This window comes from Cobetia sp. 14N.309.X.WAT.E.A4, from assembly GCF_030397495.1.
In the GTDB taxonomy this organism is placed as follows: domain Bacteria; phylum Pseudomonadota; class Gammaproteobacteria; order Pseudomonadales; family Halomonadaceae; genus Cobetia; species Cobetia marina.
The window spans coordinates 15,437-29,104 of sequence record NZ_JAPNXT010000009.1 but is presented as its reverse complement, the minus strand read 5'-3'; the positions used below and the strand labels follow the sequence as shown (position 1 = coordinate 29,104).

Below are 13,668 nucleotides of genomic sequence, written 5' to 3'. Positions count from 1 at the left end.
AGCCCGCATGACTAAGCAGATCATCTCCACTGACGCCGCACCTGCCGCCATCGGTCCCTATTCCCAGGCGGTGCGTACCGGCAACCTGGTGTTCCTGTCCGGCCAGATCCCGCTGGACCCGGCCACCATGGACGTGGTGGAGGGCGGATTCGAGGCTCAGGCCGATCAGGTGTTCCGCAATCTCAAGGCGGTGTGTGAAGCGGCAGGCGGTAGCCTGGATCAGCTGGTCAAGGTCAACCTGTTCCTGACCGATCTCAGCAATTTCGGCGTGGTCAACACCTTGATGGAGCAGTACTTCAGCCAGCCGTATCCGGCGCGTGCTGCCGTCGGCGTCAAGGAGCTGCCCAAGGGCGTGCTGTTTGAAGCAGAAGGCGTACTGGCACTCTCGTGATGGCTCGCCCATTGCCGGTCTGAAGGAATGACCGGCCTGAACGAGTGGCCGGTCTGAACGAATGACTGGCGCATCGATGCCTTGTCCCTCACTCCCCTCGCTGATTCATCAGCGGGGGGAGTGTCGTTTCAGGGGCATGACGTCTTGAAGGCAGGTGAAGCGTGACATTTGGCGTCAGCATGATTAGCGTAAGGCTAAATGAGCCGGCGCCCACTGCTGACTCTCGGAGCATCGCGGACGAACCCCTTCAAGGAGCAACACCATGGCGCAGTCAGACACAGGCACACGTGAACCCGGCATACGGCTGCGTCAGCTGGAAATGCTGTGGGCGGTGATCGAGTGCGGATCGATGAAGGGTGGCGCGGCGCAGCTGGGCATCAGCGTGCCGGTGGTCTCGCGGGGCTTGGCACAGCTTGAGCAGACGCTGGGCTATTCGTTGTTCCTGCGTGAAGGTGGCCGGCTGGTGCCCACGCCGGAAGCCGAACGCCTGACCCCGTCACTGGCCCGGATGTTCACCGCGCAGTCCGAGCTCAGGCGACTGGCCTTCGGGCCGGGCAGTGGCAAGCGCCCGCGCCTGGTACTGGCAGTGACGCCGTCTCTGGAAGCCTTCAGCACCGGATGGCTTGAGCGCATCGCGGCCAGCGAGTCGCTGAGTGATTGGCTGCCGAGCCTTGAGGTGATGGAAGCCTCGACGCATGCCGCGGCGCTGGCCGAGGGGCGGATACACATGGCCGTCACGCTGGAAGCGCCGGAGGAGCCTCAGGGCGGCAAGCGTGCCAGGACAGCGGCCGCACGCGCGCGCGAACTCAAGCAGAGTCTGCGCGCCCGGGCCCGTGAGGAGACCGTGCTGGTGGAGGGCGCCGAGGAGGGCGCCGGCATCCCTGCGGCGCAGGGCATCTCCTCAGGCATGCCGGAGCTGGGAGACGATGCCGCATTGTCGGAGGTCGGTATCACTCGCCAGGATGATCTGCTGTCCTCTCTGGACGACACGACAGCGGCGGCACAGCCTCCCGTCGAGGCTGCCGACGAGCAGCGCGACGGTGCAGGCCAGACTGCGCTCAAGCTGCCACTGATATTGCTGTGGCCTTCACGCTGGCCACTGCTCGACAAGCCGCTGACGGTGGAACGCCTCAATGAGCGGCCGTTCGTGGAGCTGCCGGAAATCAGCAGTCAGGGGCGGCTGGTCCGTGGACTTCTCAAGCGAGAGCGCGTGACGCCGGCGAGTCTGGTGGAGGTGGCCACGCCTGCCAGCGCCGGGCGTCTGGCGCGCTCAGGCAGTGCTGCCACCATCATCGATGCCCTGTCGGCGCATCAGGTACTCGAGGACGCCGGAGGCGACCTGATCGGCATGCCGCTCTCGATGCGCAGCGAGCGCTATCTGGCGCTCAAGTGGCAGTGGCAGGCAACGCAGGACGATGAATCGCTGCATGAGGTGCAGGCCTTGCTGGTCAGCCTGCTGGAAGAGGCGGTGGCGGCGAGTCTCGCGACGCTGCCTGTCGAGCGCGAGGAATGACGTTCGCGGTGACAGCGAAGGCTGCCGACTGAGGGCGCCTGACAATGTCTCGCCCCCAGCAATGAAAAACCCGCCAATCGGCGGGTTTTTCATCTTTCACGAAGCGTTCGGTCAGGCTCAGCCCTTGACGACGGTCGCGATGGCCTTGGCGACGTAGGGCAGATTCTCGCTGGAGAAGCCGGCCACGTTGGCGCGTCCGGAGCGCACCATGTAGATGCCGAACTCGTCACGCAGGCGATCGACCTGCTCCGGTGTCAGGCCGGTGTAGGAGAACATGCCGCGCTGCTCGGCGATGAAGGCGAACTGCTCATCCAGGCCATACGGCTTGAGCGCCTCGACGAACTCACGACGCAAGCCATTGATGCGCTCGCGCATCTCGGTCAGCTCGCTCTTCCACTCCGCGCGCAGCGTCTCGTCCTCGAGAATGTCGATGACTACCGCACCGCCATGTGCCGGCGGATTGGAGTAGTTCTCACGCGCGGTGATCGCGGCCTGGGAGCGCACGTCCAGCATGCTGTCCTCGTCCTTGGCGATCAGGATCAGGCAGCCGGTACGTTCGCAGTAGATGCCGAAGTTCTTGGAGCAGGAGCTGGTGATGATGGCCTCATCGACATTCTCGGCCAGCAGGCGCACGCCGTAGGCATCTTCTTCCAGACCATCACCGAAGCCCTGATAGGCGAAGTCGATCAGCGGCAGCAGCTTGCGTGACTGGACGACTTCCAGCACCTGGTCCCACTGCTCGCGACTCAGGTCGAACCCGGTCGGGTTGTGGCAGCAGGCGTGCAGCAGCACTACGTCGCCTTCCGGAATCGTCTTGAGGGTCGCCAGCATGCCGTCGAAGTCGAGGCGATTGTTCTCGTCGACATACGGGTAGCTGTGACGCGTCACGCCTGCGGCATCGAAGATGCCCAGGTGATTCGGCCAGGTCGGAGTGGACAGCCAGATATCACGGCCCTTGAGGTTGCTGGCGATGAAGTCTGCCGCCAGACGCAGGGCACCGGTACCGCCGGGCGCCTGAGTGGCGCTGGCACGGTTGGCAGCCAGCACCGGCGACTCGGCGCCCAGCACCATCGGCAGCACGACCTTGCCGAAGCGCGGGTCACCGTGAGAGCCGATGTAGGTCTTGGTGACTTCGCTCTCGACCAGGCGGTCCTCGGCCTGCTTGACCGCACGCATGACCGGCGTATTGCCGTTGGCATCGCGATAGACACCCACGCCGAGGTCGACCTTCTGCGGGTTGGTGTCCTTGTTGAAGGCTTCGATCAGGCCGAGGATGGCATCCCCGGGTACACGCGCAATCTGCTCGAACATCTTATTTCGCTACCTCGTCGGTTCTGGCGGCCATGATGAAATCGTTCTTGTGCAGACCCTTCATCTCGTGGGACCACCAGGTCACGGTGACCTTGCCCCACTCGGTGAGAAGTGCCGGGTGATGCCCGACGTCCTCGGCAATCTCGCCTACGCGATTGGTGAATGCCAGTGCCTGCTTGAAGTTGCGGAACGTGAAGCATCGCTCCAATTGCATGATGCCATCGCGATTGAGCAACTGCCACTCGGGAATGGCGGTCTTGAGCGTCTCGATGTCGCTGTCACTGACCTTGGGGGCATCGAAACTGCAGGCTTCACAGGACTGTCTGGCGAGTTCGGTCATGTCACTATCTCCGGCTTGAGGAAAGAGGGTGGGGCGGGTGAAAAGAAGCGCAAGGCGCCGGTGCGATCAGCGTGGTGCGAAGCGCGGCGTCTTGAGACCGAGCGCCATGGCCTCGTGCACCAGCGCCATGATGTCGCGACTGGCGAGTTCATGCAGATCGTCCAGCGATTCCAGGACATAGTAGAGCGGCTGCAGGATGTCGATGCGATATGGAGTGCGCAGTGCCTCGATGGCATCGAAGGGCAGGTGCTCGGGGCGCTCGAGACTGTCTTCGAGCTCGCCCAGTGCATAGCAGGTCTCGCGTGGCGAGGAAATGATGCCGCCGCCGTAGAGGCGCAGCGCACGACTGCCATCGGGTTGAACCTCGCGCAGCATGCCGAATTCCACCGTCATCCAGTAGAGGCGTGCCAGGTAGACGCGCTCTTCCTTGCTGGCGGCGAGACCGAGTCGACCGTAGGTGGCGGTGAATTCCGCAAAGGCGGGGTGGGTAAGCATCGGGCAGTGACCGAAGATCTCGTGGAAGATGTCCGGTTCCTGCAGGTAATCGAGTTCTTCGGGACGGCGAATGAAGGTGGCAACCGGGAAGCGCCGCTCGGCGAGCAGTTCGAAGAAGCGGGTGAAGGGGATCAAGGCCGGTACTCGTGCGGTTCGCCAGCCGGTGGCGGCCTCGAGCACCCGGTCGATCTCGTCCAGCTGGGGGATGCGATCCCGGGGCAGGTCAAGATGTTCAAGCCCTTGCAGGTACTCGCGGCAGACGCGTCCCTCGACCAGCGCCAGCTGGCGCGTCATCAGCGTCTGCCAGGTGGCGTGCTCCTGATCGCTGTAATGGATCCTGCCCCGGCTATCCGGTTCATGCGCCACGTAGCGGGTGCCCTTGGCCTGAGCCTGCGAGCCGGGCGCAGATACCTGGGATGCCTGTGGCCAGTCACGACCCTGCGGTGCGTTCATGCAACCTCCCGAACGGTATGGCGGCGCTGCGTGGGCAGGCTGCCGTATTGTCATCATGGCGGACATGTCAGTCCCTGCATGTCGATGACTACGCTAGGCCTTGTCGGACAGCCTTGACCAGTGCCACGGCCTGCTTTTGCGCGGCAGATAGCGGTGCGATGCCCCGTCTCTTGTCACATAATCCTGACACCTGTGCGGCTGATGGCCTCGATCAGTGCCATTCGGGCAGTTTTGCGTGCCGGCAATACCGTCTATTGTAAGGAATGCTTTACGAGGTTTTTGATAACGCTTACGTTAACGTCATCGATGTGCCGCATTGCCCTGCGGTAGCTCGAATGATGTCCTCGGGTCATCAGCGTTTCCCCTCCGCGCTTGTGATCCTCAAGCGCCTGACCCTCAGAGCCGTGCCGTCAGAGCCACCCTGACAGCGGCGATATGCCAACGACAATGCCGAGAATGCCATGCGCCTCAAACTGACCTGTCAGAACCGGATCGGGATTCTGCGCGACATCCTGGCCCCCTTTGCCGATTACGGCCTCAACGTGTTGCGTGGTGAGGTCGGTGGGGAGGCCAACAATTCCATCTATCTGCATGTTCCCAACATGCTGCGCATGCAGCTCTCCACCCTGAAGCCAGCACTGGAGGAAATTCCCGGGGTCTTCAAGGTCACCCGGGTCAGCCTGATGCCCACCGAGCGGCGTCATCTGGAGCTCAATGCACTGCTGTCATCGCTGTCTGATCCGGTGATGTCCATCGACATGGAGGGACGTGTGGTGGCGGCCAATCGTGCGGCCGGCAAGCTCTTGGGCGTCCGCATCGATGAGGTGCCGGGGCTGGCACTGACGCGTCACATCCAGGATGTCGACCTGCCGGAGCTGATCCGGCGCAACAACGCCCGCGTCAACGGCCTGCGCCTGCGTGTCGGAGAGGAAACCTTCCTGGCCGACATCGCGCCGCTGCATACCGAGAACGAGGACGTGGCCTCGCTGGCGGGGGCCGTGGTCACCCTGCATCGTGCGGACCGTCTGGGCTCGCGTATCTATCAGATCCAGCGTACCGAGGTGCGGGGGTTCGAGGCCATCTTCCAGGCAAGCCGTCAGCTGTCCGCCGTGGTCAAGGAGGCCAGGCGCATGGCGCCGCTGGATGCCCCGCTGTTGATCGAGGGCGAGACCGGCACCGGCAAGGAATTGCTGGCGCGCGCCTGCCATCTGGCCAGTCCGCGCGGGCAGGCACCGTTCATGGCACTCAACTGTGCGGGCCTGCCTGAGTCAATGGCCGAGACGGAGCTGTTCGGTTACGCCCCGGGCGCCTTCGAGGGGGCACGGCCGGAAGGCAAGCTGGGTCTGCTGGAGCTGACCAGTGGTGGCACCATCTTCCTCGATGAGGTCGGCGAGATGAGCCCGCGCATGCAGGTCAAGCTGCTGCGCTTTCTGCAGGATGGTGGCTTCAGGCGTGTCGGCAGCGATGAAGAGACCTTTCTGGATGTGCGCGTCATCTGCGCGACCCAGCAGGACCTGCCGGCGCTGAGCAGCGAAGGGCGCTTCCGCCACGACCTCTTCCATCGTCTCAATGTGCTGTGCGTGCAGATTCCGCCACTCAGGGAATGCCTGGATGGACTGGAGGAGCTGGCACATCACTTTCTCGAACGTGCCGTGCGCCAGATCGGAGCGCGTGTTCGCACTCTCTCACCGGAGGCGATGGCACGCCTGCGCGGCTATCACTGGCCCGGCAACGTGCGCCAGCTGGAAAACGTGCTGTTCCAGGCGGTCTCGCTGTGCGAGGGCGAGGTGATCGAGGCGCAGCATCTGCGCCTGATTGGCGAGGTGCGCGATGAAGGTCTGGACAGCATCGATCTGGCAGGCAGCCTCGGCGATATCCACGACGAGGTGGAGCGGCGCGTGCTGGCGCGTCTTTATCCGGAGTTCCCTTCCAGCCGACTGCTGGCCAAGCGTCTTGGTGTCTCGCACACCACCATTGCCAACAAGCTCAAGCGCCACGGGATCGGCTCGGAGGCGGACTAGCCGCGCGAGAATCACGCGGGCGCTCACGCACGCGCTCAGACATGCAAACAGGCCAGCGCGCCATCGGAAAGGGGAGTGGCAGGATGCTGCCGAGCGCGTCCCGTCACGCGTGTTTTGATTTGCCCGCTAATAAAGCGTATGATTCCGCCATTCATTAGCAAGCTAAATTGACGTTGGCATCGCGGGGCTCATCCAGGGGGTGAGCCCCGCGGCGTGGAGACGGAGAATCATCATGCAACAAGGCACTGACGACGAAGTGGCGCTGCAGGCGATGAAAGCCTGTGATGATGCTCAACCCCTTCACGAGACCATCAAGCCCTCTCTGGGAGGCCTGCTCGGGCGTGTCCACCGCCTGTGGCGTACCTCGATCACGACCGCGGTCGAGCCATTGGGGATGACGGAAGCCCGCTGGACGGTGATGGTGCATCTGGAGAAGCTTGGCGAGGGCTGTACCCAGCAGATGCTGGCCAGCGAGCTGGGAATCGAGATGCCGTCGTTGACGCGCACGCTCAATCAGCTCGAGTGTCAGCAGCTGATTCGTCGCGAACCCCACGCCACGGATCGTCGTGCTCGCTGCCTGTGGTTCACCGAGGCGGGCCATGAATGCCTTGTGCAATTGGGTGAGCGCATCGCGCGAGTTCGCGAGGAGCTATATGTCGGCTTCGAGGATGAATCGCTGGATCAGCTGGCCGGCATGCTTCAGGCGCTGGAGCGCAATGCCAGGCACAGCATCTCCCGCTCGCAGGCCGAGTCGGCAGGCAATGCCCCGGCATCACGGACAGGTGCCAGAGGGACGCGCTCCCGGTCACCGGCGACGCATCGTGAGTCATGAGTCATGGGTCACCAAGGGGCGAGTCGTCCCCTGGTGAGTCGCCTTGCCGGACGCCTGGCACGGCTGGAGAGTGCCAGGCGCACGGAGGGCGCAAGCGGATCAGCGTGGTGCGTCGTAACGCCCCGGATTGCCGTGGGTGAAGACCACCTGCCAGAGCTGAAGCTGGCGGGCGCGGAAGGCCCCGGCACAGGCACCCAGATAATACTCGAACATGCGCTTGTCCCGCGTCGTGTAGGTGTCGGCCAGTTCATGCCATCTGGCATCGAGGTTGGCACGCCATGCCATCAGCGTCGGGTCGTAGTCGGCACCGAAATTCTGCCAGTCCTCCATGATCAGGTGATGCTCGCTGGCCTGGATCAGTTGACTGGCACTGGGCAGCACGCCGTTGGGGAAGATGTAGCGATTGACCCAGGGGTCCGCGGAGATGTCGCTCAGGTTGGAGCCGATGGTGTGCAGCACGAAGCGTCCGCCGGGGCGCAGCAGCTGCGCGACACGGGTGAAGTAGGTCGCGTAGTTCTTGTGGCCGACGTGCTCGAACATGCCGATGGACACGATGGCATCGAAGGTGCCGACCTCGTGACGGAATTGCTCGTCACGGTAATCCTTGAGCAGGATCTTCACTGGCAGGCCATGGCAATGTTCCCGCGCCAGCGCCGCCTGCTCGGCGGAAATGGTGATGCCGACGACTTCCACGCCATAGTGGCGCGCGGCGTAGGCGGCGAAGCTTCCCCAGCCACAGCCGATGTCCAGCACGCGCATGCCGGGTGTCAGCCCGAGCTTGCGACAGGCGAGATCCAGCTTGGCCTGCTGGGCCTGCTCCAGGTTCTCCGGCGCGATCGGCAGTCCTTTCCAGTATCCGCAGCTGTAGCACAGGGTCGGGTCCAGCATGCGGGTGAAGAGGTCATTGCCGAAGTCGTAATGCACCTTGCCCACCACCTCGGCACGACGACGGCTCTGCAGATTGATGACTCCCGCCTGGAGGCGGTAGGCGATGCGCTCACCAAAGGTGTGGGCTCGCTCCCCCAGCCCATGCTTGAGCAGGCGATGGATCATCTCGTCGATCCGTTCGCAATCCCACCAGCCTTCCATGTAAGCCTCACCCAGCCCCAGACTACCCTGATTCAGCACCCGCCGGAACAGATCCGGATGGCGGACGCAGATATCCCAGGGGTCAGGGCCATTCAGACTGACCCCGGAGCCAGAGAGCAGGCGCTCGACGATCTGTCGTTGACGGTTTTCGGGTAGTGCAACGGGGGCCAGGCGTTGTTCGATACTCATGGAAAAGCCTCCTTGACGGCGCTGGGCGCGTAGAGTCCTGATGGATTCGTCATGGCAAATGGCAGTGATCGACCGCCCCGGGCGTTGGGTAGTCGAGCGTCTCGCATGGCAATGCTCGGGTGTCACGGCTGTCTGGTACGCAAAAGCTTCGCCTCCGCTCCCGCGTGCTGCGCTGTCCTGGGGGGATGGCAGGCGCCGAACTGGCGAGCGCTTTCGTCTCAGCATAGTCAAGAGTCGTCTAATGCGGCGCTGCAATATCCCGTCGTGGGCGGCAACCCGAGGTTGCGCGTTCCGAACGGCCGTTCGTCTCCGGGGTTTCGTGATGCATGAACGCAAGAAAGCCGCCCTCAGGGGCGGCTTTCTTGCGTTCATGCGCTCTTGTGCTCATGCGCTCTTGCATTCATGCACATGGCCTTGCTGTCAGCTCGGGCTGGCTGACGGGAAGGCGCCTCAGCGGCAGCGGATGGTCCAGGCGACCTTGTAGCCTTCACCTTCGTGGGTGGCGGCGGCCATCTCGGTATCTTCATTGATGGTGCCGCCTTCCAGCTGATCGTTGCCTTCGGCTGCCTTGGACATGCTGTCCTGCGGGCCGAAGACACGGGAATCAAGCACGTCGTACTTGTCGCGATCCTGCTCCTCGCAGACTTCCAGAGCGCGTTCCTTGACCTGAGCGATGGCATCGTCACGGTCCTCATCGACGGCGCTGACCTCGTAACGCGTGTCCTGCTTCTCGATCACGCTGGTGTTGCCACAGCCCGCAATGAAGGCGGTTCCGGCGATGGCGACGGTCATGCAGGCGGTGCGCAGGGCGTTGGATGTCATGGTCATGGTCTCTCCTTGGAATGAATCAGGCCAATGGCTCGCAGCGAGACGCCGCTCACGGAGCGAGGGCTGGCGCGAGCGATTGCCATGGCGAAATGGGTTACCCATCGTGCTCTGCTGATTGACGTGGGGGCAGTGTCACTGGCTTCAAGTGTGGCGATGCATCGACGCATCCTGTCGGCCAGGCGCGACGACCTCAATCATGCGCACTGCCACTTTGGTCGTGGCATGTCTCGCATGGGCATGTCGATGCCTCATCTGGACAGCTCACCCGTGGCAAGTGGCCTAGTCTGCAGGGGCCCTTCAGGTCGGACGCCACCGACAGGGGGCAGGTGGTCGGCGTATCGGCAAGTGACGGGAGATGTCGTCAGCGTGCCTGTCTGACGCCGTCCATGCACCAAATCCCATGCCAGCAGGAGCACGTCATGTCAGCCAATGCCAATCGCGGAGTCGTCTACCAGGGAGCGGGGAAGGTGAGTGTCGAGTCACTGGACTATCCGACCCTGGCGCTGGGAAATCGCAAGTGTGAACACGGCGTCATTCTCAAGGTCGTCTCGACCAATATCTGTGGTAGCGATCAGCACATGGTGCGTGGCCGGACCACGGCACCCCAGGGCCTGGTGCTGGGCCACGAGATCACCGGACTGGTCGTCGAGGCTGGCCGCGACGTGGAATTCATCAAGGTCGGCGACATCGTCTCGGTCCCGTTCAACATCGCCTGCGGGCGCTGCCGCAACTGCAAGGAAGGCAAGACGGGGATCTGTCTGAACGTCAATCCGGCGCGTCCCGGTGCAGCCTATGGCTATGTCGACATGGGCGGCTGGACTGGCGGTCAGACGGATTACGTCATGGTGCCCTATGCCGACTTCAACCTGCTCAAGTTCCCGGATGCCGATCAGGCGATGGAGAAGATCCGTGACCTGACGCTGCTCTCCGACATCTTCCCGACAGGCTTCCATGGCTGCGTGACTGCAGGGGTCGGGCCGGGCGCCACGGTCTACATCGCGGGTGCCGGGCCGGTGGGGCTGGCGGCGGCGGTGTCTGCCCAGCTGCTGGGGGCGGCCTGCGTCATCGTGGGCGACATGATTCCCGAGCGTTTGCAGCAGGCCGAGAGCTTCGGCTGCGAGACCATCGACCTGCGTCAGGAAGGCTCGATGGAGGACAAGGTCGAGGCGATTCTCGGCGAGCGCGAAGTGGATTGCTTCGTCGATTGCGTCGGCTTCGAGGCGCATGGCTGTGGATGTGATCATGGGCGTGAGCAGCCGGCGACGGTACTCAACTCGGCAATGGCGCTGACGCGTGCCGGCGGCCAGATCGGCATTCCCGGGCTCTATGTCACCGAAGACCCGGGCGCCGAGGATGAGGCCGCCAAGGTCGGTGCGCTCTCCATGCGCTTCGGACTGGGCTGGGCCAAGTCTCACTCGTTGCACACGGGGCAGTGCCCGGTGATGAAGTATCACCGCCCGCTGATGCAGGCGATCCTGTTCGGGCGCGTCAACATCGCGGATGCGGTCAACGTGCAGGTCATCAGTCTGGAAGAAGCGCCGCAAGGCTACGCGGACTTCGACGGTGGCGCTGCCAAGAAATTCGTCATCGACCCCCATGCCATGGTGCGCAACGGGCGCGCTGCCTGATATCGGGCATGAGAGACCCTTCGTGACAGGAGGCTTTCGCTACAGACGACGCTGCCACGCCCTGTTGACCGGGGCGTGGCAGCGTCGTCTGCATTGTCTGACAGGCGCATGTGAGCACGACAACCTTCAGCGTTTGCAGTGATTCGCGATCAACGTCATCAGGCGGGCGAGTTCCTGCTCGATCCGCTCATCCGGTGCAAGGCCGATATTGAGACGCAGACAATTGCGATAGCGCGCAGATTCGGTAAACCAGGGGCCGATCCGGATATCAAGCTGTGCCTGCTCGGCGGCCTTGCCGAGGGCCCTGGCATCGAGGCCGGGCACCTCGATCCACAGCACCAGGCCACCTTGTGGTTGCGTCACGCGACTGCCCTCGGGCAGATGCTGACTCAGATAGTTGAGGTAGTGGGCCTTGTGCTGGCTGAGCTGGTGACGGACACGTTTCAGGTGGCTGGCATAGGCGCCGGAATCGATGAAGTCCGCGACGGCGCACTGTACCAGCGTCGGCACGCCCAGCGCGCGCTTGAGATACGGCGGAAGGAATCGACCGGGCCGACACCAGCCCAGTCGGTAGCTCGGTGACAGGGTCTTGGAGACCGAACCACACCAGATGACGAAGCCACCTTCGTCGTGGCAGGCCGTTGGCAGTGGCGGCGCTTCGCGATGGGTGAGCTCGAGATAGACATCATCCTCGATCACCGGCACGCGGTAGTGATTGGCAAGCCTGGCCAGGCGCTGTTTCTGCGCGGGAGTGAGGGTGATGCCCTGGGGATTCATGTGAGTGGTGCAGAACAGCCCGGCCTGCAGCTGACCGTTGGCGAGATGCTGTTCGAACTGATCGAGATCGATGCCTTGTGCACTCGAGGGAATCTCGATCACGTCGAGGGACAGCTGCGAGAGCAGATCCAGCAGGCCGTTGTAGCACGGTGAGCTGACTGCCACCGTGTCGCCGGGTTGCGTGCAGACCTCAAGCGCCGTCCTGACCGCATCCATGCAGCCGTGAGTGATGACCAGCTCCTCACTGCCCAGCACAAAGCCGGCCTGGGTGAAATGGCTCGCCAGGGCGCTCAACAGTGCGGGTTCGCCTTGCGCGGCGGGATACTGGGTGAGGGTATGCACGGCCCGCTTCATGGCGCGGCGCAGGCTGCGATCCAGTGCCTGCCGGGTCGCCCTGTCCAGCGCCAGATGCGCAGTGCCCAGCGGCCCGCACCGCCTCTGCGTGCGATGGCGATGCGTGGCGGGCGTGATGACTCGGCTTTCGAAGGACTGCCAGGTGGGCGCGGGCATGACACGTGAAGGCTCGGCGATGAAAAACCCCGATTGTGGGCGAGCCATCAGCCAGCCCTGCGATTCCAGCTCCGCATAACAGCTGACCGCCGTCGACACGCTGATGCCGTGCTGGCGAGCAAACTGGCGCAGCGACAGCATGCGATCCCCGGTGCTGAGTCTGCCGGCCTGAATATCCTGAATGCACTTCTCTGCCAGCTGTCGATAGCGTGCCATGAGTGAACTGTACTGGTGGAATGTCCAGAAACTGTATCTGTACGGCCATGGTGCGGCAAGCGAGACTGGCCCTCGTATGCCGCACGTCATTACCGTGATGTTCCACGGTCGCGGACAGCGGCGGTCATTGCCCGTCGTCAAGGGAACCTCGATCAGGAGACACGCCATGCAGGGACGCGATCTATTGCTCATCACCAGCGTGATGGCAATCTGGGGCTTCAACTTCTCGATGATCAAGCTGGGGGTCAGCGACATGGATCCCTTGCTGATCGCCGCGGCGCGCTTCGCGTGTGCCACCTTTCCGCTCATCTTCTTCATCCGCAAGCCGCAGGTGCCGTGGCGCTACCTGATGGCCTACGGGCTGGTGTTCGGTACCGGTATCTGGGGCATGGCCTCATGCTCGATCACCTTCGGACTGTCCTCTGGCATGGCGGCGGTCCTGTTGCAGACCGATGTGCTGACCACGGTGCTGGTCGGCGTGCTGCTCTACCGGGAGATCATCTCGCCGCGCATGGCGGCAGGCATTCTGGTCTCGCTGGTGGGGCTGGTGGTCTCCGTCTTCACCACCAACGGCAACGTGACCCTGGCGGGACTTGCCTTCATTCTGCTGGCGGCGATCTGCTGGCCCCTGGCTGGCGTGATTCTGCGCAGCTCCGGCACGCGCGCACCTTTCGCCTTCAACCTCTGGGGCATGCTGTTTGCACCGCTACCGCTGATAGCGCTGAGCGTCGCGATGAATGGCTGGGGGGTGCTGAGTGCCACCTATCAACAGTGGGGGATGGATGCCTGGGTCTCGGTGCTGTTCCAGGCCTATCCGACGACCCTCTTTGGTTACTGGGTCTGGAACCGGATGCTGCTCAAGTATCCGATGAGTCAACTGGCCCCCATGACCTTGCTGGTCTCGGTGTTCGCGTTGCTCAGTGGTTACGCCATCTTTGATGAGCAGTTGTCGCTGGCACAGTGGCTCTCGTGCAGCATCTTCCTGTTCGGGATCGCGCTGGTGCTCTATCCCCCGCGTCGCAAGGCGCTTGCGGCCTGTGGCTGATCGCGGCACTCCTGGCCCGGTGCCTGGCGT

General features: G+C 63.4%; 12 protein-coding genes. 6 read left to right on the top strand and 6 right to left on the bottom strand.

From position 1 onward, the window contains the following. The first annotated feature begins 7 nt into the window (after positions 1–7). Together OW493_RS12795 and OW493_RS12790 are read left to right on the top strand one after the other, a co-directional pair. Positions 8–391 carry a RidA family protein gene (locus OW493_RS12795; protein ID WP_077374712.1) on the top strand — a complete coding sequence of 128 codons (384 nt, stop codon included), beginning with the start codon at positions 8–10 and terminating at the stop codon, positions 389–391. Between the two features lie 262 nt (positions 392–653). Further along, entirely contained in the window at positions 654–1,904 is a 1,251-nt protein-coding gene (locus OW493_RS12790; protein ID WP_289864347.1) for a LysR family transcriptional regulator, read from the top strand. A 117-nt stretch (positions 1,905–2,021) separates the two neighbouring features. Here OW493_RS12790 and OW493_RS12785 read toward each other — a convergent pair whose 3' ends face one another. From OW493_RS12785 to phhA, 3 genes are all read right to left on the bottom strand, one after another. Beyond that, complete coding sequence (locus OW493_RS12785) at positions 2,022–3,215, bottom strand: amino acid aminotransferase (RefSeq protein ID WP_077374706.1); 1,194 nt, start codon at positions 3,213–3,215, stop codon at positions 2,022–2,024. Between the two features lies 1 nt (position 3,216). Next, positions 3,217–3,555: a 4a-hydroxytetrahydrobiopterin dehydratase gene (locus tag OW493_RS12780; RefSeq protein ID WP_191237496.1), complete on the bottom strand. Its 339-nt coding sequence runs from the start codon at positions 3,553–3,555 to the stop codon at positions 3,217–3,219. Positions 3,556–3,621: 66 nt separating this feature from the next. Continuing rightward, positions 3,622–4,503 carry a phenylalanine 4-monooxygenase gene (gene phhA / locus OW493_RS12775; RefSeq protein ID WP_289864346.1) on the bottom strand — a complete coding sequence of 294 codons (882 nt, stop codon included), beginning with the start codon at positions 4,501–4,503 and terminating at the stop codon, positions 3,622–3,624. Positions 4,504–4,964: 461 nt separating this feature from the next. Here phhA and OW493_RS12770 point away from each other — a divergent pair, with 461 nt between their 5' ends. Next, positions 4,965–6,524: a sigma-54-dependent transcriptional regulator gene (locus OW493_RS12770; RefSeq protein WP_084208116.1), complete on the top strand. Its 1,560-nt coding sequence runs from the start codon at positions 4,965–4,967 to the stop codon at positions 6,522–6,524. Positions 6,525–6,756: 232 nt separating this feature from the next. Beyond that, positions 6,757–7,356 (top strand): MarR family transcriptional regulator, encoded by a 600-nt coding sequence (locus tag OW493_RS12765; RefSeq protein ID WP_240499676.1) that lies wholly within the window; start codon positions 6,757–6,759, stop codon positions 7,354–7,356. A 99-nt stretch (positions 7,357–7,455) separates the two neighbouring features. Here OW493_RS12765 and cfa read toward each other — a convergent pair whose 3' ends face one another. Together cfa and OW493_RS12755 are read right to left on the bottom strand one after the other, a co-directional pair. After that, complete coding sequence (gene cfa / locus OW493_RS12760; RefSeq protein WP_289864345.1) at positions 7,456–8,634, bottom strand: cyclopropane fatty acyl phospholipid synthase; 1,179 nt, start codon at positions 8,632–8,634, stop codon at positions 7,456–7,458. Between the two features lie 450 nt (positions 8,635–9,084). Beyond that, the gene (locus OW493_RS12755) at positions 9,085–9,462 is read right to left on the bottom strand and encodes a hypothetical protein (protein WP_077374692.1); all 378 of its coding nucleotides are present in this window, start codon (positions 9,460–9,462) and stop codon (positions 9,085–9,087) included. Between the two features lie 419 nt (positions 9,463–9,881). Between OW493_RS12755 and fdhA the strand changes: the two genes are divergently transcribed. Continuing rightward, a complete protein-coding gene (gene fdhA / locus OW493_RS12750; RefSeq protein WP_084208117.1) occupies positions 9,882–11,090 on the top strand; it encodes a formaldehyde dehydrogenase, glutathione-independent in 1,209 nt (402 codons plus the stop codon). Between the two features lie 126 nt (positions 11,091–11,216). Here the strand turns inward: fdhA and OW493_RS12745 are convergent, their stop codons facing one another. Then, entirely contained in the window at positions 11,217–12,593 is a 1,377-nt protein-coding gene (locus tag OW493_RS12745) for a PLP-dependent aminotransferase family protein (RefSeq protein WP_279874585.1), read from the bottom strand. Between the two features lie 166 nt (positions 12,594–12,759). On the opposite strand from OW493_RS12745, the gene OW493_RS12740 reads away from it, so the two are divergent. Next, entirely contained in the window at positions 12,760–13,638 is an 879-nt protein-coding gene (locus OW493_RS12740) for an EamA family transporter (protein WP_289864344.1), read from the top strand. The last annotated feature ends 30 nt before the right edge of the window (positions 13,639–13,668 follow it).

What these genes read in the sequence shown, in the direction of transcription:
- OW493_RS12795 (WP_077374712.1), top strand. Translation starts at nt 8, where the DNA reads ATGACTAAGCAGATCATCTCCACTGACGCCGCACCTGCCGCCATCGGT.
- OW493_RS12790 (WP_289864347.1), top strand. Translation starts at nt 654, where the DNA reads ATGGCGCAGTCAGACACAGGCACACGTGAACCCGGCATACGGCTGCGT.
- OW493_RS12785 (WP_077374706.1), bottom strand. Translation starts at nt 3,215, where the DNA reads ATGTTCGAGCAGATTGCGCGTGTACCCGGGGATGCCATCCTCGGCCTG.
- OW493_RS12780 (WP_191237496.1), bottom strand. Translation starts at nt 3,555, where the DNA reads ATGACCGAACTCGCCAGACAGTCCTGTGAAGCCTGCAGTTTCGATGCC.
- phhA (WP_289864346.1), bottom strand. Translation starts at nt 4,503, where the DNA reads ATGAACGCACCGCAGGGTCGTGACTGGCCACAGGCATCCCAGGTATCT.
- OW493_RS12770 (WP_084208116.1), top strand. Translation starts at nt 4,965, where the DNA reads ATGCGCCTCAAACTGACCTGTCAGAACCGGATCGGGATTCTGCGCGAC.
- OW493_RS12765 (WP_240499676.1), top strand. Translation starts at nt 6,757, where the DNA reads ATGCAACAAGGCACTGACGACGAAGTGGCGCTGCAGGCGATGAAAGCC.
- cfa (WP_289864345.1), bottom strand. Translation starts at nt 8,634, where the DNA reads ATGAGTATCGAACAACGCCTGGCCCCCGTTGCACTACCCGAAAACCGT.
- OW493_RS12755 (WP_077374692.1), bottom strand. Translation starts at nt 9,462, where the DNA reads ATGACCATGACATCCAACGCCCTGCGCACCGCCTGCATGACCGTCGCC.
- fdhA (WP_084208117.1), top strand. Translation starts at nt 9,882, where the DNA reads ATGTCAGCCAATGCCAATCGCGGAGTCGTCTACCAGGGAGCGGGGAAG.
- OW493_RS12745 (WP_279874585.1), bottom strand. Translation starts at nt 12,593, where the DNA reads ATGGCACGCTATCGACAGCTGGCAGAGAAGTGCATTCAGGATATTCAG.
- OW493_RS12740 (WP_289864344.1), top strand. Translation starts at nt 12,760, where the DNA reads ATGCAGGGACGCGATCTATTGCTCATCACCAGCGTGATGGCAATCTGG.